This is a genomic window from Streptomyces corallincola, from assembly GCF_019104725.1.
In the GTDB taxonomy this organism is placed as follows: domain Bacteria; phylum Actinomycetota; class Actinomycetes; order Streptomycetales; family Streptomycetaceae; genus Streptomyces; species Streptomyces corallincola.
Genome location: NZ_JAHRXF010000006.1, coordinates 129,896 through 147,887 on the forward strand (window position 1 = coordinate 129,896; position 17,992 = coordinate 147,887).

A 17,992-nucleotide genomic window follows, 5' to 3' on the forward strand; every position below is an offset into this window, starting at 1 on the left:
ACCCCTCGCCCGGTGGCCGCACTTGAGCCTCGCCCACCCCCACGCTTCGCAGAGGAAGGCGACCATGAGAATCCACTCCGCCGAAGTCGTCGTCACCAGCCCCGGACGGAACTTCGTCACCCTGCGCATCACCACCGACGACGGTGTCACCGGACTCGGTGACGCCACCCTCAACGGCCGTGAAATGGCCGTGCGTTCCTATCTGGAGGACCACGTCGTCCCGCTGCTCCTCGGCCGGGACGCCTCCCGCATCGAGGACACCTGGCAGTACCTCTACCGGGGCGCGTACTGGCGGCGCGGCCCCGTCACGATGGCCGCCGTCGCCGCCGTGGACACCGCCCTGTGGGACATCAAGGCCAAGTGCGCGGGCATGCCCCTCTACCAACTGCTCGGCGGTGCCTCCCGCACCGGTGCCCTCGCCTACGGCCACGCCTCGGGCCGCGACGTGCCCGAACTCCTCGACTCCGTCCGCGCCCACCTCGACCAGGGGTTCCGCGCCATCCGCGTCCAGACCGGCGTCCCCGGCCTCGGCACCGTCTACGGGGTCGCCGCCTCCGACGCGGGCGACGGCGGCCGGTACGACCACGAACCCGCGCGGCGCCGCCCCCTCCCGGTGGTGGAGACCTGGGACACGCCCGCCTACCTCCGCCATCTGCCCACCGTCTTCGAGGCCGTCCGTGCCGAGTTCGGGCCCGAACTGCCGCTGCTGCACGACGGCCACCACCGCATGACCCCGATTCAGGCCGCCCGCCTCGGCAAGTCCCTGGAACCGTACGACCTGTTCTGGCTGGAGGACGCCACCCCGGCCGAGGACCAGGCGGCGCTGCGCCTCATCCGGCAGCACACGACGACCCCGCTCGCCATCGGCGAGGTGTTCAACTCGGTCCACGACTACACCACGTTGCTCGGCGAGCGGCTGATCGATTACGTCCGCTCCTCCGTCACCCACGCCGGGGGAGTCACCGCGATGCGCAAACTCCTCGACCTCGCGGCCGTGTACGGCATCCGCTCGGGGCTGCACGGCCCCACCGACATCTCCCCGGTCGGCATGGCGGCGGCCCTCCATCTCGACCTGGCCGTGCACAACTTCGGCATCCAGGAGTACATGCCGCACACCCCCGCCACCCTGGAGGTGTTCCGCACGTCCTTCCGGTTCGAGGACGGCCTGCTGCACCCGTCCGACACCCCCGGCCTCGGCGTCGAACTGGACGACACGGCCGCGCGGGGCTTCCCGTACGAACCGGCGTACCTCCCGGTCAGCAGACTGCGGGACGGGACGGTCCACGACTGGTGAACGCCCGCCGCGACGCCTGATGGAATATCCTCCGCAACACCGTCCGGAAACAAGCCTGTTGACGGTTCACTGGCGGAGGCTGAACCACGTGGTCTTGCCCTCGTCCGTCGGCCGGATGCCCCAGTCGTCCGCCACGGCCCGCACCAGCAGCAGCCCCCGGCCCGACTCCTCGTCCTCGGCCGCGCGCCGGGGCCGGGGCAACTGCGGGCTGGTGTCGCTGACTTCGATGGTCAGCTCGGTGTCCGTCCGGCACATGTCCAGCCGGATCGGGCCCCCGGCGTGCAGCACGGCGTTGGTGAGGATCTCCGACAGCAGCAGGCGGGCGTCGTCCGCGCGGGAGGTCGCGTCCCAGGCGGTCAGGGTCCGGGTCAGGAACTCGCGCGCCTCCCGCACCGACCGTGGGTCCGGGGCGAGTTCGGCCACCGCCTTGGCCAGCGGCGCGGCCGGGAGCTGTGCGAACAGCAGCGTGACGTCGTCGTGGCCGCTCTGGTCGGGCAGCAGCGTGGTCAGCACGTGGTCGGCCGCCGCCTCCAGATCGAGATCCATCCCCGCGAGCTTGTCCAACAGCCCGCTCAACAGCGTGAGCTGGTCCTCGATGTCGGTCCCCGGAGTCTCGATCAGGCCGTCCGTGTAGAGGACCAGGGTGGCGCCCCGCGCCAGGGTCGCCGTCCGGTGCTCGTAGATCACCCCGCCCACCCCGAGCGGCGCGTTCACCGGTGCCTCCAGCGTGCTGGTCCCCTCACCGGGCACCGCCACCAGCACCGGCAGATGCCCGGCCGAGCACACCACCACGTCACCCGAGTCCGCCGCGATCACCAGATAGCAGCAGGTCACCAACTGGTCCGGCACATCCAGGTCGGCCACCACACTGTCCAGGGCCTGCATGAGCTGACGCGGCTGCATCCCCGTCTTGGCAAGCGCGTGCGCCGCCGACCTCAACTGCCCCATCACTGCGGCCGCTTCGAGACCGCGCCCCATCACATCACCGATCAGCACTCCCACCCGGCCCGCGCCCAGCGGGATCAGGTCGAACCAGTCGCCGCCCACGCCCGCGCCCTGCGTGGCGGGCAGGTACCGGCTCGCCGTCGCCAGATGCGGGATGTCCGGCGGGGTGCCCATCAGACTGCGTTGCAGCGTGAGCGCGATGTGCCGCTGCTGCTCGTACAGTTCGGTGAGTTCCGCCTCCGCCCGCTTGCGGTCCCCGACATCCCGGACGATGGCGCACGCCCCGGTCACCGCGCCGTCCGGGTCGCGGGTCGGCCACAGGGTCACGTCCACGTCCAGCAGACTGCCGGTACGGGTCATACGCAGCGCCTCGAAGTGCTCCACCCTCTCGTCCCGGCCCAGCCGGTCCAGCAACTGCCCGATCTCCGGGACCCGTTCGGGCGGCGCCAGCATCGACACGTTCCGGCCGACCGCCTCCGCCTGGGAGTAGCCGTACAGCCGCTGCGCGGCGGCGTTCCAGTACGTGATGCCGCCGTCGAGGGTCGTGGCGAGGATCGCGTCCTGGGACGACTCCACCAGCGCGGCCAGCTGGTTGATGCGGGCCTCGGCCGCCTTGCGCTCGCTGACGTCCCGGACGGCGGCCGAGACCAGCAGCCCCTCGGCGGTCTCCAGCGGGCTCAGACTGATCTCCGCCGGGAACTCGGTGCCGTCCTTGCGCAGCCCGTGCAGATCCAGGGCGCCCATCGGCCGCGGCTCGTTGTGCGCGTAGCCGGTCCGGTGGCCGCTGTGGTGGGCGCGGAAACGGCCGGGGACGAGTATCTCCACCGGGTGGCCGAGCAGTTCCTCGCGCCGGTACCCGAACAGCGCCTCCGCCTGGGCGTTCACGAGCCGGATGACACCGCCGCCGTCCACGATGACCATCGCGTCCGGTGCCGCCTCCAGCAGCCCCCGGAACCGCTTCTCGGCGGCCCGGCGCTCGCTCACGTCGCGGACGGCGGCCGAGACCAGCAGTCCGTCCGGGGTCTCCAGCGGGCTCAGACTGATCTCGACCGGGAACTCGGTGCCGTCCTTGCGCAGCCCGTACAGGTCGAGTCCGGCGCCCATCGGGCGGACCTGCTGATTGTGGGCGTAGCCGTCCCGGTGCCGGGTGTGGTGCGCGTGGAACCGCGCGGGGACCAGAAGTTCGACGGGACGGCCGAGGAGTTCGTCGCGCCGGTAGCCGAACAGGGCCTCCGTCTGCGCGTTGACCAGGCGGATGACGCCCGTGTCGTCCACGATGACCATCGCGTCCGGCGCGGCCTCCAGCAGCCCCCTGAATCGTTCCTCCTCGGCGTGCGCGCCGGTCGCGGACGCCGCGCCGGACCGCCCCCGGCGACGCGGACGGCGCTCCGGCGCACCGGCCGTCCCGGACGGCACTGCCTCCGCCACATCGTTCATGCCCCCACCCCGATCCGCGGCTCTCACCATGAGGCGGTCATCCCAGCGCACACCGGCCGTCCTCGCCCGGGCTTGTCGCCAAGTGACCCGCAACGGCCGAACGTGTCACCGCGCTGCTCCCCGACGACCGAATCGCGCCATCGTGGCTCCGTCTGTCATGTGCCGCGACCGGATGCGCGGCGAACCGGGCCGGTCCGACCGGTGATCCGGGCGCCGTCGCGGGCAGTCGCTGGGGGAGAGCCCCGAGGCACCCCGGACCGCCGGGGAGCCAACCCCACAGGGAGGACCAGGTGACGAACAAGATCCTGCTGGTGGAAGCGTCCGACATGGTGAGGCACCCCGTCGCGGACCTCCTCCGGCACCACGGCTTCGACGTGACCGAGGCGGCCGACGGCGAGGCCGCGCTCGACCTGCTCGCGGCGGCGGTCACCTACGACGCCGTCGTCACGGACATCGAACTGTCCGAGGCGGACGGTCTCGCCCTCGTCCACGAGGTGCGCAAGGACGAACGCTACGCCGCCGCACCGGTGATCGTCCTGACCCCCGAACCGGAGCCCGCGAGGCAGCGCGAGGCGCACCGGGCGGGCGCCACCGGCGCGCTGGTCAGGCCGTTCGACGGACCCCGGCTGCTCGCCGAACTGGGGCGCGCGCTGGGGGAGTCGGCCGTCGCGCCGGGTACGGACCCGGTCGTGGAGCATGCGTGAGCGAGCACGGCGGCCGGGCGTGAGCACGGGGGTACGGGGAAACCGGCACCGGACCGGTGCGCGACCCCGCGCCACCGCGGCGGACCCGGCCGGAGGAGGCCCCATCGTGTCGAAGACGCGGCTCGCAAGTGCCGTGGCCCTGCTCGTCCTCACCGCTTCGCTGAGCGGCTGCGCGGACCGGAACGGGACGGCGGCGGACGGCGACGGGAAGCGCGGGGGCACGGCGTCGAGCGGCGCCCCGTCCTCGGGCACGCCCTCGCCGGGCACCGGTGCGCCGGACTCCCCGTCCGCCGGAGCCCCGTCGGACGGGGGCGGCGCGAGTGACGGCGCGGGCACCTCGTCCGTCCGGGCCGTCCGCGACGCCTACCGGGCGACGGTCGCCGCCGGTTCGGCGCGGATGACCCTCAGCACGCGGGTGCGGGCCGAGGGCCAGGCGCTCACCGCGCACGGGGACGGGGTCGCCGACCTCGCCTCCGGGGCCAGCCGGATCACCCTCACCTCGCAGGGCGCGTCCGTCGAACAGCGTGTCCTCGACGGTGTCCTCTACAAGAAACCGCCCGCCGGGGCCGGACGGCAGGCGGTGCCCGGCGGCAGGACCTGGCTCCGCATCGACCTCGCCCGCCTCACGGGCCGGGCGGACGGACTCGCGCAGGTGACCGACCCGGCGGCACCCGTCCGGTACCTCAAGGGACTCGACGGCCGGAACGTCACCCGCACGGGCACCGAGCGCCTCGACGGCGAACCCACCACCCGCTACCGGGTGTCGGTCCCCGTCTCCGCGCTCACCCGCGGCGCGACCGGCCCGGCCCGTGAACTCGCCCGCCGAGTGGGCGCGTCCACGATACCGGTGGACCTCTGGCTCGACGCCGAGGGCCGGATGCGCCAGGAGAGCGTGCGGCTCGCCCTGCACCCCCTCAAGGGGCGCGTGCCGGGTCACGACGACACCACCATGACCAGCACCACCGTGCTCCGGCTGTCGGACTTCGGCACCGAGGCGGCCGTGTCCGCACCGCCCGCCGCCGACACGGCGGACGTCACGGACCGCATGCTGAAGAACGGCGGCGGCACCGGCTGACGCGTCACCCCCTGCGCACGCGGCGGGAGCCCGCTTCCCTTCCAGGGAACGGGCTCCCGCCGCCCACACGGTCCGCCGTCCACCGGTCAGGCGCTGTCCCGCAGTTCGGCGAGGTTCGCCTCCGTCAACGTGCGGGGCGCCGCGTCCGGATCGACGAGGACGACCGTGCGGTCCGCGCCGTGGACAAGGGCGGCGGTGAAGCTGCCGTCCGCGAACTGCGCCAGCGGCCCGCGCGGCGAACGCCCGATCGCCACGGCGCGGGCCTGGGCGTCCGCCGCGTGCCGGGCCAGTGCCCGCCCGGCGGCGGCGTGGTCGCCGACGCTGGTGAGGATCTGCCCGGCCGCCACGACGCCCCGCGCGGTGAGCCGGTCGAGGTGGGCGGTGACGGCCGCCCGCGCGCCCTCGTCCGTCTCGGTCTCCGCCGCCTGCCCCTCCACCACGGCCGTCCGCCGCACATGCACGACCTCCAGCGGGCTGCCCGTGGCCCGCGCGAGCCGCGCCGCCGCGTCCACCACGGCCCCGGCCCCCTCGTCGGAGCCGACGGCCACGACGACGGGCGGCGCACCGGCCGGTGCGAGGGCGCGTACGGAAGTGAACGAAGGCGCGGGCGCCGGTGCTTGCACGGTCTCCGGCTCCGCCTCGCGCTCCTCCGCGCGGCGCAGCAGCCCGTGCCCGCTCGCCAGCACGGGAATGGCCAGCAGGAACGTACCGGCACCGAGGTAGAAGGGCACGCTCAGATCGGTCGCGTCGGCCAGCCTCCCCGCGACGTACGGGGCGAGACCCCCGCCGATGAAGCGCAGGAAGCCGTACGCGGAGGAGGCGACCGGGCGCTCGACGGGGGAGACGAGCATAACGGCCTGCGTGGTCAGGGTGTTGTTGATCCCGATGCACGCACCGGAAAGGATCACCGCCACGATCACCACCGCGGGCGTGCCCACCCCGGCCGCGATGACCGCCATGACGACGCCGAGCGCGGCGAGGTTGGCGTACAGCACCGGTGCCGTGCCGAACCGGGCCTGGAGACGCGGCGCGAAGAACACGCTGAACGCGGCGACCAGCAGACCCCAGCCGGTGAAGACCAGGCCCAGCCGATGGGCGTCCAGCTCCATCGGGTACGGGGCGTAGCCGAGCATGGTGAAGAAGCCCCAGTTGTAGAGCAGCGCCATGATGCCCATGACCAGCAGGCCCCGGTGGCGCAGGGCCCTGAGCGGGGCGAGGGGTGAGGTGGGGCGCGCGGGCCGGGGCAGTGCGGGGACGAACGCGAGGGTGGCGACGAGCGCTATGGCCATCAGGGCGGCGACGCCGAAGAACGGACCGCGCCAGCTGATCGCGCCCAACTCCCCGCCCAGCAGCGGCCCCACGGCGATGCCGAGGCCCAGCGCGGTCTCGTACAGGATGATCGCGCCGCCGAAACCGCCGCTCGCGGAGGCCACGATGACGGCGAGCGAGGTGGCGATGAACAGGGCGTTGCCGAGTCCCCAGCCCGCGCGGAAGCCGACGATCCCGCCGATGGAGCCGCTCGACCCGGCGAGCGCCGCGAACACCACGATGATGCCCAGACCGGTCACCAGGGTCCGCTTGGCGCCGATCCGGCTGGACACCCAGCCCACCACCAGCATCGCCACGGCCGTCACGATCAGATAGCTGCTGAACAGCAGGGAGACCTGGCTCGGTGTGGCGTGCAGACTGGAGGCGAGCGCGGGCAGGATCGGGTCCACCAGGCCGATGCCCATGAACGAGATCACACAGGCGAACGCCACGGCCCACACGGCCCTGGGCTGCCGGAACGGACTGGCGCTCTTGGTTCGCGGTGCGTTCATGCGCGTCTCTCTCCACCCTCGGACGACGAACAGGACTGCGACAGCGGTCGTGGCAGGGGCGGTTCAGCCGCCCCGGTTCTCCTCAATGACGCGGGTCTCCTCGATGACGCGGGCGAGCGCGGGGAGCGCGACCCGCACGGCCCGCTGCTCGGCCTCGCCCAGTTCCCGTACGAGCGACTCCAGTGCGAGTGCCCGTTCGGCCCGGCGCTCACGGAACAGGTCCCGTCCGGCGGGCGTGACGCCCACGAGCACGCCGCGCCGGTCGTCGGCGTCCGCGCTCCGGCGCACGAGTCCGGCGCGCTCCATCCGCGTGACGAGCTGCGTCATGTTCGGCTGCGACACCCCCTCCGCCCGCGCCAGTTCACTCAACCGCAGCGGCCCCTCCCGCCCGAGCCGCCCCAGCACGGCCGAAGCGGCCACACTCAGTCCCCCGGACCGCGCGCTCTCCCGCACATGCCGGACCATCCGCTCCAGAGCCACGATCAGCCGGTCCCCGGAGTCGTCGGCATCGGCCGTACCGCTGTGCATAACTGCATTATGCATCTACTTGCGGGCCGGAACAATGCCCCTCCTCGGGGAGAAGGGGCATCGGCCGTCAGTTCCAGGTCATGTTGATCTCGCGCTCGAAGTTGACGTAACCCAGCCGCCGGAACGCCGCCGCCATCGGGGTGTTGCCGAGGTCGGTGGTGGCGCGGACGCGGGGTGCGCCGGAGGCGGCGAGGACGCGGGTGCCCTCGGCGAGGAGGTCGCCGACGTGGCCCTCGCCGCGGTGTTCGGGGAGGACGGCGATGTAGGCGATGATCGGGTTGTAGCCGTTGTGGGCGGGGACGACGAAGCCGACCGGCCGGTCGGAGCCGGGGAGGACGGCGACGCGCCACCAGTCGCGCGGGCTGGCGTAGCGGGCGAGTTCGCCGGTGAAGTGCGCCGACGCGACGTCCTCGGGGGACGCCGACTTCAGGTCGTGCACGCTGTGCGCGTCGAGCGTGCCGTCCAGCACGCGGGTCATCAGCGCGGTCAACTCCCCGTCGTCGTACGGGTTCCGGAACGCCAGGCGGCCGGTCGGCGCGGGAACCGGTGTGCCGGGGCGCCACTCCTGGCGGAGGCGTTCCACGAAGAGGCTGCCGCCGAGCCGCTCCACGACGGCCATCCGCTCCGTCACGACCCGGCGCGCGGCCTCCGTGCCGCGCCAGTCGGGCGGGACGAAGCGGCCGTACTCCGGTGGCCGGGTGCCCGCCGGGACGACGGCCGCCAGCGCGGTGCGCAGCAGCAGCGTGCCGGTCCCGATCCGCTCGGCGTCCGGGAGGGTGTCGTCCATGTCGAGGATGTCCAGCAGGTGCGGCGCGGTGTCGCCGGTACGGCACCACCAGGCGACGCGGGCCACCGGGCGGTCCCCGCGCAGGGCGACCCACATCCACTCCGGACGCCGCCTGCCCTCGGCGAGGTCGTCGGCCAGTTCGTCGTCGAGGACGTAGGACAGGCGGTTGAAGAGGGTGAGTTCGTCGCGGCCGGTGATCGGCCGCAGGGTCAGGTCGTTCGGTTCCACGGTGAAAACGTGCTCCCGTCGAGTGTGCCCGTCCGGAACGGAGGCATCGTCACGCAACTCCGGGAAGAAACGGGCGTGTCGGTCGTACTGGACATCCGCCGCCCCTCCTCTCACCACTCGGTCCCCGGCACACCGCCGGAAGTCGGCCCCCAGATCTACGGGTTGACACCCGCGACCGGCAACTCCTTTTCCGTGTACGGCGACAGCGGGCGCCCGCGCCCACCGCTCCGCGCCCTCAGTGGAGTTCCGCGCCCCGGCCCGTGCCCATGACCACCCGGATCGTCTTGCCGTCCGGCGCGGGCAGCACCGACACCTTGCAGCTGAGCCGCTGGACCAGCGGCCACCCGAAGCCGCCGGGCACCGGGGAACCGTCCCGGACGGACGCGCGCGGGAACAGCGGCGACGCGTCCGCGACCGTGATCGTGATGACGCCGTCGGCGACCACCGCCTCGAATGCGGTCAGACCACCGCCGTGCCGCTGCGCGTTGGTGATCAGCTCGGTCACCACGAGCAGGATGTCGTCGGTGACGGCCCGCGAGGGCGCCGGACCGCCGTCCGCGTGCAGCAGGTCACGGACGCGGGCACGGGCGTCGGCGGCGCTGCCGGGCGGCCGGGGCCGTTCGGGGGCCGGTTCGGTGGGCGTCACGTGCCTGCTTCACTCTCCATCGGTCCGTCAAGTCCCTTCCCCCACCCGCGCGGCCGGCCCGCCCGGCGCCGTACGGCTCTCACTGGCGGCGCGAGCCGCTGCGCCCGGACCTGACCAGCTCGGCCGCGGCCGGGACATGGTCGGCGAGGGTGAACACGCGCGCGATGTCGGTGAGATCGAGCAACCGCAGCACCAGCGGCGGCACATGCGCGAGCACCAGCGGACGACCGTCACGGTCGTGCTCGCCCTGCGCGGTGAGCAGCGCGTGCAGGAAGGAGGAGTCCGCGAACCTCACCCGCGCGAGGTCCACTACGGTGCCCGACACGGAATCGTCGGGCGCGGGGACCAGCCCCCCGGACAGCAGCGTCGCCTCGTCGGGGTCGAAATCTCCGCTCACCCGCACGATGCGCACGCCGTCCACCACGGTGACGGTCACTTCGGCTTCGTCGCTCATCAGGGCATTCTCACAGGTCGATACGTGTACGAGGAAGCCGGGTCCGGTCATCTCGTACTCCGTACGTACGCGCGGGGAGACGCGGTGACCGGGCGGATGCTCCGGCTCGGGACGCGCCCCGGTACGGACCGGGGCGCGTGACGGTCGGCGCCGGAGCGCCCGCCGTCAGGTCTGGGGCGGCGGCAGCGGCGCGCCCGTCGTCGCGCGGTCCGGCTCCGGCGGGGTCAGCTCCCCGGTCTCGGCGCCGTTCGCGGCGAGCACGTCGGAGGTGCCCGTTATCTCAAGAATCCGCTGGAGCGAGGGCGGGCGGTTGAGCAGACGCAGCAGCGTGCCCACCTCGGCGGCCCGGCGCTGGATCATCAGCAGCGAGGCCAGCCCCAGCGAGTCGCAGAGCGTCAGCCGGGCGCAGTCCAGACTCAGACGGCGGGGCGCGGGATCGGCGCCCAGGCAGGCCGACGCGGTCCGGGTGAGATCGTCGGCGGTGTCCCAGTCGAGGGCACCGACGATGCCGATGCGGGGATCACCCGCCTCGTCCCGGACCGTCGTCAGATCGAAACTGTCGTCGTGGTGCATCGTCGTCATGTGTCGAGGGAGGGGGTGGGGGACGGGGGAGTGGCGGAGCGGTCGTCCAGGGTGGCACGCCCGCGCGCGAGGAAGTCCGCCGCGCGCGGGAAGTCCTTCAGTTCCTCACCGAGCAGCGCGAGACCGGGGTCGAGGACCCTGGCCGGTACGCCGCGCGCCTGGAGGATGTCGCCGGTCCAGGTGAGGAACCCGGTGAACAGACCGGCGTCGTCGGTGTAGAGGGCGGCGGCGAGGAAGTCCACGATGTGCGCGACGTCCTCGGCGGTGCGTTCCCGCTGCTCCTCGCTGTAGGCACGCATCGCGGGCAGCCGCGTCTCCAGCCCGCCCAGGGTGTTCTTCACCAACTGCCGCTTGCTGCGCCAGACCAGGGTGTACTCCTGGTCGGCCAGGTGCGGCAGGTCTTCGAGGGTCTGCCGTACGGCGCCGGTGCGCGGCCGGGGCAGCCGGGCGTCGAGGACCGCCGCGGCGGCGCGGGCGTCCGGCGCCCAGGCGTCCGCGCCGAGCAGCCGCGCGTAGCGGCCGTCCGCGCCGAAGGCGCCGCCCCCGGCGAGCACCGGGACGCCGATGGCCTGCGCGGCGGTGATCGCCGTGTGCGCGTCGGGCAGCCGGGTCGCGATGGACGACGACAGCGCCAGCGCGTCCGGGGCGGTCTGGTGCAGATGCGCGATGAGATGCGGGGTCGGCACCTGGGCGCCGAGGAACTCCGTGCCGTACCCGCGATGGCGCAGCACCTCGTTGAGGATGCGGGCGGGCAGGGCGTGCCACTCGCCGTCCACGCAGGCCACGGTGACCGTCCCGGCGCCGGGACGGGGTTCGGGGGGCGGGACGTGGTGCGCCATCGCGGCGATGACCCGGTCGTGGATCGCGGTCGCGGCGTGCTCCTGGGCCACCGTGAACCGGTCGGCGGCCCACTCGGTGCCGACCTTGCGCTGCACGGCGGCGATGACGTCGAGCAGGACGGCCTCGGCGCCCGTGCCGGTGTCGAGGCAGGTGAACACCGCCTGCCGGGCCGCGTGCTCGTCCCGGTCGCACACGGCCCGCCAGAGGTCGCGGCGGGCGCGCCGCAGCGCCGGGCGTCCGTCCGTCGCGGTGGTGGATCGGGTCATGCCGTGTACCTGCCCGCGGTGTGGCCGTCCACGGCGGTGAGATGCGCCGTACGGGCCGCGGTGATCGCCATGACCGCGATGTCGTCGTGCCGGTTGTCGTCCAGCCACTGGCTGACCAGCATCTGCACCCGCTCCACCACCGCCTCGGCGGGCATGCCCGCGCACTCCGCGAGCGCGGCGCGCAGCCGGGACTCGCCGAACATGGTGTCGCCGAGCGGCCCGCCGTGCGCCTCGGTGACGCCGTCGGTGTAGAGCAGACAGGTCTCGCCGGGCCGCAGGGTGAGGTGCGTGGTGGACGACCTGACCTCGGGCAGCGCGCCGATCAGCGTGCCGGAGGTGTCCGCGAGCTCCACCGTCCCGTCGTTCCGCACGATCAGCGGCGCGGGGTGTCCGGCGCTGGTCAGCCGCAGATGGGTGGCGCTGCCCCGGCGGCGCACCGAGGCGAGCACCAGGGTGGCGAACCGGGTGTGCCGGCTCGTCAGCAGGGCGCCGTTGAGCAGCCGGAGCAGATGCCCGTGGTCCCCGGCCAGCGGGAGCAGCGCGTGCAGGGTGTTGCGGATCTTGCCGGTGAGGACGGCGGCCTCCAGCCCCTTGCCGCACACGTCCCCGAGCACCGCCAGGGTCTCCTGGTCGGTCCCGGCGCCGGGGTGGACGTCGTAGAAGTCGCCGCCGACGCGCTCGCTGTCCTTGGACGCGCGGTAGCCGCCCGCGAACTCCACGCCGTGCACCTGCCGCAGGGCGGGCGGCAGCAGCTCGGCCATCAGCGTCGCGGTGATGCCGGTCTGCTCGCCGTACAGCCGGGCCGCCGACAGCGCGGCACCCGCGCGGGCGGCGAAGACGCGTGCGAAGACCTCCTCGGAGGCGTCGAACACGGCCTGGTCGCTGCGGCGCAGCAGGATCAGGGCGCCCGCCGAGACCCCGTGGCCGGGCAGCGGGGTGACGACCACCGAGCCGACCGGACCGGCGAACCCCTCGGGCACCGCCCAGCCGGGCAGCGCGGCGGGGTCGATCCAGCGGGACGGCACCGGCGGGAAACCCTGGAGCGCCTCGGCCAGGCCGGGCACCATCGCGGGGTCGATGCGCAGCGAGTGGTGGGTGACCCGGCCGCCCGTGCCGGTGGCCAGCGGATGCCGCTTGCCGGTGGCCGGGGCGACCAGCACCGCCGCGTCCGCGAGGTACTCGGCGGCCAGCTCGACCGTGACCTCCATGCACCGCTCGGTGTTCAGGGACGCGAGCAGCCTGCTGGAGGCGTCGGCGAGGAAGGCGGTGCGCTCCTGCTCGCTGCGGAGCGCGCGTTCGGCGAGCAGCCGGTCGGTGTCGTCGACCAGCCACCAGACCACGTGACCGTCCGAGCCGGTCGTGGGATACGCCTCCAGGGACCACTCGCCGTGCTCCCCGCCGACGTGCCCCAGGCTGTCCGTGCCGTCCGCGACCGCCCGGCGGTGCGCCTCGGTGAGCCAGCGCGGTGCCACGTCCTCCAGCCACGCCCCGCGCGTCGCGCGCGGGAACAGCACCGCGGCGCGGGTGTTGGCCTCCACGACGGCACCGGCCGCGTCCACGACCAACGCGGGGTAGGGCGCCCGCATCCACGAGGCGCCCACGGAGGACATCAGGCCCTGCGCCGAACGCGAGGGGCCTTCGAAAGTCGTCATGATTGTCGGACCCGCATACCGGCGCGTCCGATCACCTTCCACTGGAAGACTTGGCCCTCACACTCTCTCGTACTCGTCCGACCCCATCAAGCCGTCCCCCACAACCCACACAATCCAGTCACAGACGGCCGGAAAGAAGACGTTCGCGGCCGAACGCGTGATCGGAACGCATCACCCGCTTGGCGTGCGAGTGACGCATTTGTGGCGCAGAGTAAGGAAATGGACATCACATTTCCCGCCTCCGCCTTCCCGCCGCTGGCGCTCGGATTCTTCGGGCTCGGCACCGGCTACCTGATCTGGGGCCCTCAGGAGCTGTTCGGCTGGCCCAAACGGGACGACAAGGTGGACCGGGCCCTCGGTGTCTGGGGCATATGGCTCCCCGGCTTCTGCCAGCTCGTCACCGGCGTCATCCTGTTCGTGGGCCTGACGTGGTTCCAGGTGTTCAAGGAGCCCCCCGTCTACATGGCCGCGCTGGCGTTCTCGGCGTACGGCATCCACTGGTTCGCCCTCGGCTGGGACCGTTACCGGGGCAACGACCCCCGGGTCAACGCCGGTGTGTCGGTCGGCTACATGGTCATGTCCGCCCTCGGCGCCACCGTGTTCTTCGGCTCCGGCGACTGGGCGGTGGGCATCGTCTTCATCGGCCTGTTCTTCGTCTACGCCTGCAAGTTCGTCATGTCGGTGGGCGTGCCGGTCGCGGAGCGGGCGATGGGCCTCTTCCGCATCCTGACGGCGGTCTGGCTGATGTACCTCACCTTCGCCGTCACGGTGGACTTCACCCTCGGGTACCACTGGATCACCTGAGACCGCGCGGCCGGATCACCTGACACCGCGCGGCGACGCGACGCGCCGATCCGTCCGGCCCGCGCGGAAGCGCAGGCCGGACGGGGTGTGCGGGCTGCCGAACAGCCAATCGTGTGACGAGGTGCCGACTCACTCGTTTGACGCAGTGAACGGATCACCGAGTTCTCCGAAAAGGCGATAAGCATGCCGATGCGCCGATCGCGTACCGCAGCTCCCGACATGCGGTCCCTCGACGTCGAGCAGGCCGAGGCCGTGCTCGTGTCCCACTACCCCCGGCTGGTCCGCCTGGCGTTCGTGACCCTGCCGCACACCCTCGGGCGCCACCGGCGGGTCCTCACCGCGCACCGCCTCGTGCAGAGCGCGCTGCCGCGCGGCGGGAACGTCCTGTCCCGCCCGCGCGCCTCCGGCGCCTCCGCCGGTCCGTCCCCCGAGTACGCGGTACTTCGCACCCGCGTCCTGCGCAACGCCCTGGCCGTCGATCACCGGGGCCGCACCCGGCTGCTCGCCCTCGGCCTCGGCGCCCGCATACGGCGGCCCGGACTGCCCGCCGTGTGGGGGCTGCGCGTCTTCCCCCAGCCCGGCGGCTCCGAGGAGTTCGCCCTCGACCGCACCCTCGCCCGCTGCGCGGGCCCGGTGCGGGCCGCCTTCGCCCTCGCCGCCCTCGACGAACTCCCGCACCGCGACGTGGTCCGCGTCCTGCGCGACGCCGGGGTCCGCGAACCCCGCGAGGCCGCCGGAGCCGCCGGGGAACTCCTGCGCCACCACACCCCGCCACCCGCACCGGACCCCGCGACCGACCCGGACGCGGACCCCGCGGCCGACCCGGACGCACCCGCCGCCGCCGAGGTGCCGCACCCTCGGACCCCCGGCGCCGTCCTGCACGCGGCCGAGTTCGACCCGTGTGTCCTGAACGTGCGCCCCACCGACCTGCTGCGCCGCAGGCACCGCCTCCGCGTCCTGGCGCTCGCCCTGGTCCTCGCCGGTTCCGGGGTGGCCACCGCCGTGGCCCTCCCGCTCACCGGACACGACCGCACCGCCCCCGCCATCGCGCACGGCGGCACCGGCGCACCCGCCCCGAGCCCCGCCCGCCTGCTGCGCACCCCGTCCGGCACCTGGGCCGACACCTCCCGCGTGGACTTCACCGCCTGGCCCGCGCGTGGCGGGCGCAAGGACGACGCCGCCCTTCTCGGCCGCGCCCTGCGCACCTGGGCGGACCCGGCGCTCCCGGCCGCCCGTACCACCGAGGCGGGCGCCGCCCGCACCGGCGGTTCCGGTGAACCCCGGCTCCTCTTCGCCGACGACATCTCCGGCCGCGCCGTGGTCGTCCTCTACGACGGCCACGACCTCGTGCGCTACAGCGAGCCCCTGCGCGGCGGCGGACGCCCCATCCTGGTGGCCGCCGACGCCGACCAGGCCGACGTCACCACCGCCGCGGCCGTCGTCGTGGCCCGGCGGGGAGACACCGCGCGGCTGCTGCTCGCCCCCTGGATCGCGGAGGCGGGTCTGCGCGACCTGACCGCACCCGACCGGCCCACCAGGCCGCTCGGCATCGCGCCCACGGGTCTCACCGGCCCCGTCCCGGTACCGTCCGCCTCCGGCTCCTGCGGCGGCTGGCCGGTCGTGCAACTGCGCTCCTCCACCCGGATCGTGGAGAACCACGCCTTCCTCCTCACCGACCTCGGCGCGCTGCTGCCGACCCACCTCACGTACATGCCGCCGCCGGTCGGCGCCGAACGCCCCCGGCCGCCGCGCGAGGCGACCGGCGGACCCGCGCTGGAGGCGTGGGCCCGCACCGCGTGCCGCCTGAACGAGCTGCGGGGGAAGGGTGTACGGGCCGTCAACCACTGGGTGTTCGCCGTCCAGGACCTGCCCGAACGCGCTGGGGCCGCCGACTGGGTGTGCCTGCGCGCGGACACCTGGCAGGGGCGGGGGAGTGTGGAGTACCAGTTCCGCACGCCCGGCGGGCGCGGCACCACGGTGACCGGACGCGCCGACGACACCGCCGAGTGCAGCCGCTTCGGGCAGGACGTGGTGGCGGACACCGTGTGGCGGGCGCCCTCGGGGGCGCGCTATCTGCTCGCGGCGGGCAGCCGGTCCGTCGTCCGTATCGACGCGGGGACGCCGGTCGGTGCCACGGCCGCCGGACGGTTCCTCGCGCTGCGTGCCTCGGGTGATCAACGGCCCGTTGTGACAGCGAAGTTGACGGACGGGACGGTGCGGGCCCGGCGCTGAGGGGGCCCGTCCGGGGGTGAAGCCCGCCGTGCCGGACCGCTGTGCCGTGACGCCGGGCAGTGCCGCCGGGCCGTGTCGCCGTGCCGGGAGACGGCCGCCGGAAGGGATCGCCGGAAGGGATCGCCGGTCCGGAGCGAAACCCGCCGGGCGGCCCGCCGGTTCCGGGAGGGGTCCGCCGGTGCGGAGAAAGTCCGTGCAGGGTGCATCCGCCGGGGCGCCGGGCCGGGAAGAGGGTACGGACACGTGGGGCGCGTGTCCCGCACCCCCCGGTCCCTCCGGTACGCCGGAAGCGCCGATCGGGGGGTGCACGACCGGTCCGCCCCCGCTGTCACCTCGCGGGGGCGGGCCCTCTCACCCGGCGGACCCGCGCGGGGTCCTTTCCCCCGGCCCCCGGTCCCGCACTCACGGACTGCCGGGACTCCGGCGTACGCCCGACGCATCTTCAAGTCGCTTGTTTCTACAGTGCTGTAGATTCACTGTCGCGGAGCCGCGCGACGGCGGACTCCGGACGAGTCGTGCGCGGAGGGATCGGAACATGGGTGTTTCCCTGGCCAAGGGCGGAAACGTCTCACTGAGCAAGGAGGCTCCGGGGCTGAGCGCGGTCCTGGTGGGGCTCGGCTGGGACGTACGCACCACCACCGGCGCGGACTTCGACCTCGACGCCTCCGCGCTGCTGCTGGACGGCTCCGGACGCGTCCCCTCCGACCGGCACTTCGTCTTCTACAACAACCTCACCAGCCCCGACGGCTCGGTCGAGCACACCGGGGACAACCTCACCGGTGAGGGCGAGGGCGACGACGAGAGCGTCAAGGTGAACCTCACGGCCGTGCCCGCCGACGTGGACCGCATCGTCTTCCCCGTCTCCATCCACGACGCCGAGACACGCGGCCAGAGCTTCGGCCAGGTCCGCAACGCCTTCATCCGCGTCGTCAACCAGGCGGGCGGCGCCGAACTCGCCCGCTACGACCTCTCCGAGGACGCCTCCTCCGAGACGGCGATGGTCTTCGGTGAGCTGTACCGCAGCGGCGCCGAGTGGAAGTTCCGTGCCGTGGGCCAGGGGTACGCCTCCGGGCTCGCGGGCATCGCCGCCGACTTCGGGGTGAACGTCTGATGGGCGTCAACCTCGGCAAGGGCCAGCGGATCAGCCTCGACAAGTCCGGCGGGGACCGGCTCACCGCCGTACGCATGGGGCTCGGCTGGCGCGCCGCCCGGCGCAAGGGGTTCCTGGCCAAGCTCGCCGGGCCCCGCGAGATCGACCTCGACGCCTCCGCCCTGCTGTTCGCGGGCGGGCAGCTGGCGGACGTGGTGTTCTTCCAGCACCTCGTCAGCGAGGACGGCTCGGTACGGCACCTCGGGGACAACCTCACCGGCGGCAGCGGCGCCGGAGGGGACGACGAGGTCGTGCTGGTGGACCTCGCGCGGGTCCCGGCCCGCATCGACCAGATCGTCTTCACCGTCAACTCCTTCACCGGGCAGACCTTCGCGGAGGTCGAGGACGCCTTCTGCCGTCTGGTGGACGAGAACACCGGCCAGGAGATCGCCCGTCACACACTCAGCGGCGGCGGCCCGCACACCGCGCAGATCATGGCCAAGCTCCACCGGGCCGACGGGGGCTGGCAGTTGCAGGCACTGGGGGAGCCCGCCGCGGGGCGCACCTTCGAGGACCTGCTGCCCGCCGTGGCCGCGCATCTGTGAGCG

The 17,992-nt window shown here is 73.6% G+C and carries 16 protein-coding genes; 7 read left to right on the plus strand and 9 right to left on the minus strand.

Annotated features, from left to right (window positions below; all coding sequences use genetic code 11):
* Positions 1-64: 64 nt before the first annotated feature.
* On the plus strand, positions 65-1,294 hold the full coding sequence (gene manD, locus KUM39_RS07000) for a D-mannonate dehydratase ManD (RefSeq protein WP_217784532.1): 1,230 nt from the start codon (positions 65-67) through the stop codon (positions 1,292-1,294).
* A 66-nt stretch (positions 1,295-1,360) separates the two neighbouring features.
* Here the strand turns inward: manD and KUM39_RS07005 are convergent, their stop codons facing one another.
* Entirely contained in the window at positions 1,361-3,676 is a 2,316-nt protein-coding gene (locus KUM39_RS07005) for a SpoIIE family protein phosphatase (RefSeq protein ID WP_217784533.1), read from the minus strand.
* Between the two features lie 290 nt (positions 3,677-3,966).
* Here KUM39_RS07005 and KUM39_RS07010 point away from each other — a divergent pair, with 290 nt between their 5' ends.
* Positions 3,967-4,380 carry a response regulator gene (locus tag KUM39_RS07010; RefSeq protein WP_217784534.1) on the plus strand — a complete coding sequence of 138 codons (414 nt, stop codon included), beginning with the start codon at positions 3,967-3,969 and terminating at the stop codon, positions 4,378-4,380.
* Positions 4,381-4,486: 106 nt separating this feature from the next.
* Positions 4,487-5,455 (plus strand): SCO4651 family lipoprotein, encoded by a 969-nt coding sequence (locus tag KUM39_RS07015; RefSeq protein ID WP_217784535.1) that lies wholly within the window; start codon positions 4,487-4,489, stop codon positions 5,453-5,455.
* Between the two features lie 86 nt (positions 5,456-5,541).
* Here the strand turns inward: KUM39_RS07015 and KUM39_RS07020 are convergent, their stop codons facing one another.
* From KUM39_RS07020 to KUM39_RS07055, 8 genes are all read right to left on the minus strand, one after another.
* Positions 5,542-7,275: an MFS transporter gene (locus KUM39_RS07020; protein ID WP_217784536.1), complete on the minus strand. Its 1,734-nt coding sequence runs from the start codon at positions 7,273-7,275 to the stop codon at positions 5,542-5,544.
* Positions 7,276-7,338: 63 nt separating this feature from the next.
* Positions 7,339-7,803: a MarR family winged helix-turn-helix transcriptional regulator gene (locus tag KUM39_RS07025; RefSeq protein ID WP_246619724.1), complete on the minus strand. Its 465-nt coding sequence runs from the start codon at positions 7,801-7,803 to the stop codon at positions 7,339-7,341.
* A 67-nt stretch (positions 7,804-7,870) separates the two neighbouring features.
* On the minus strand, positions 7,871-8,818 hold the full coding sequence (locus tag KUM39_RS07030; RefSeq protein ID WP_217784538.1) for a GNAT family N-acetyltransferase: 948 nt from the start codon (positions 8,816-8,818) through the stop codon (positions 7,871-7,873).
* 235 nt (positions 8,819-9,053) lie between these two features.
* Positions 9,054-9,464, minus strand: coding sequence for an ATP-binding protein (locus tag KUM39_RS07035; protein WP_217784539.1), 411 nt, complete (start codon positions 9,462-9,464; stop codon positions 9,054-9,056).
* A gap of 79 nt (positions 9,465-9,543) precedes the next feature.
* A complete protein-coding gene (locus tag KUM39_RS07040) occupies positions 9,544-9,918 on the minus strand; it encodes an STAS domain-containing protein (protein ID WP_217784540.1) in 375 nt (124 codons plus the stop codon).
* Between the two features lie 165 nt (positions 9,919-10,083).
* Positions 10,084-10,500 (minus strand): STAS domain-containing protein, encoded by a 417-nt coding sequence (locus KUM39_RS07045; protein WP_217784541.1) that lies wholly within the window; start codon positions 10,498-10,500, stop codon positions 10,084-10,086.
* Positions 10,497-11,606, minus strand: a complete 1,110-nt coding sequence (locus tag KUM39_RS07050; RefSeq protein ID WP_217784542.1) for a cobalamin B12-binding domain-containing protein — start codon at positions 11,604-11,606, stop codon at positions 10,497-10,499. Before KUM39_RS07050 ends, KUM39_RS07045 begins: the two co-directional genes overlap by 4 nt.
* Positions 11,603-13,258 (minus strand): PP2C family protein-serine/threonine phosphatase, encoded by a 1,656-nt coding sequence (locus tag KUM39_RS07055; RefSeq protein WP_217784543.1) that lies wholly within the window; start codon positions 13,256-13,258, stop codon positions 11,603-11,605. The genes KUM39_RS07050 and KUM39_RS07055 overlap by 4 nt, the downstream gene beginning before the upstream one ends.
* A 219-nt stretch (positions 13,259-13,477) precedes the next feature.
* On the opposite strand from KUM39_RS07055, the gene KUM39_RS07060 reads away from it, so the two are divergent.
* The 4 genes from KUM39_RS07060 to KUM39_RS07075 all read left to right on the plus strand — a co-directional run bounded on the left by KUM39_RS07060 (position 13,478) and on the right by KUM39_RS07075 (position 17,989).
* The gene (locus tag KUM39_RS07060) at positions 13,478-14,062 is read left to right on the plus strand and encodes a hypothetical protein (RefSeq protein WP_217784544.1); all 585 of its coding nucleotides are present in this window, start codon (positions 13,478-13,480) and stop codon (positions 14,060-14,062) included.
* 183 nt (positions 14,063-14,245) lie between these two features.
* The gene (locus KUM39_RS07065) at positions 14,246-16,294 is read left to right on the plus strand and encodes a hypothetical protein (RefSeq protein WP_217784545.1); all 2,049 of its coding nucleotides are present in this window, start codon (positions 14,246-14,248) and stop codon (positions 16,292-16,294) included.
* Positions 16,295-16,829: 535 nt separating this feature from the next.
* Positions 16,830-17,405: a TerD family protein gene (locus KUM39_RS07070; protein ID WP_217784546.1), complete on the plus strand. Its 576-nt coding sequence runs from the start codon at positions 16,830-16,832 to the stop codon at positions 17,403-17,405.
* Positions 17,405-17,989: a TerD family protein gene (locus KUM39_RS07075; protein WP_217784547.1), complete on the plus strand. Its 585-nt coding sequence runs from the start codon at positions 17,405-17,407 to the stop codon at positions 17,987-17,989. The genes KUM39_RS07070 and KUM39_RS07075 overlap by 1 nt, the downstream gene beginning before the upstream one ends.
* Positions 17,990-17,992: the final 3 nt, after the last annotated feature.

What these genes read in the sequence shown, in the direction of transcription:
- manD (WP_217784532.1), top strand. Translation starts at nt 65, where the DNA reads ATGAGAATCCACTCCGCCGAAGTCGTCGTCACCAGCCCCGGACGGAAC.
- KUM39_RS07005 (WP_217784533.1), bottom strand. Translation starts at nt 3,676, where the DNA reads ATGAACGATGTGGCGGAGGCAGTGCCGTCCGGGACGGCCGGTGCGCCG.
- KUM39_RS07020 (WP_217784536.1), bottom strand. Translation starts at nt 7,275, where the DNA reads ATGAACGCACCGCGAACCAAGAGCGCCAGTCCGTTCCGGCAGCCCAGG.
- KUM39_RS07025 (WP_246619724.1), bottom strand. Translation starts at nt 7,803, where the DNA reads ATGCACAGCGGTACGGCCGATGCCGACGACTCCGGGGACCGGCTGATC.
- KUM39_RS07040 (WP_217784540.1), bottom strand. Translation starts at nt 9,918, where the DNA reads ATGAGCGACGAAGCCGAAGTGACCGTCACCGTGGTGGACGGCGTGCGC.
- KUM39_RS07045 (WP_217784541.1), bottom strand. Translation starts at nt 10,500, where the DNA reads ATGACGACGATGCACCACGACGACAGTTTCGATCTGACGACGGTCCGG.
- KUM39_RS07050 (WP_217784542.1), bottom strand. Translation starts at nt 11,606, where the DNA reads ATGACCCGATCCACCACCGCGACGGACGGACGCCCGGCGCTGCGGCGC.
- KUM39_RS07055 (WP_217784543.1), bottom strand. Translation starts at nt 13,258, where the DNA reads ATGACGACTTTCGAAGGCCCCTCGCGTTCGGCGCAGGGCCTGATGTCC.
- KUM39_RS07060 (WP_217784544.1), top strand. Translation starts at nt 13,478, where the DNA reads ATGGACATCACATTTCCCGCCTCCGCCTTCCCGCCGCTGGCGCTCGGA.
- KUM39_RS07065 (WP_217784545.1), top strand. Translation starts at nt 14,246, where the DNA reads ATGCCGATGCGCCGATCGCGTACCGCAGCTCCCGACATGCGGTCCCTC.
- KUM39_RS07070 (WP_217784546.1), top strand. Translation starts at nt 16,830, where the DNA reads ATGGGTGTTTCCCTGGCCAAGGGCGGAAACGTCTCACTGAGCAAGGAG.
- KUM39_RS07075 (WP_217784547.1), top strand. Translation starts at nt 17,405, where the DNA reads ATGGGCGTCAACCTCGGCAAGGGCCAGCGGATCAGCCTCGACAAGTCC.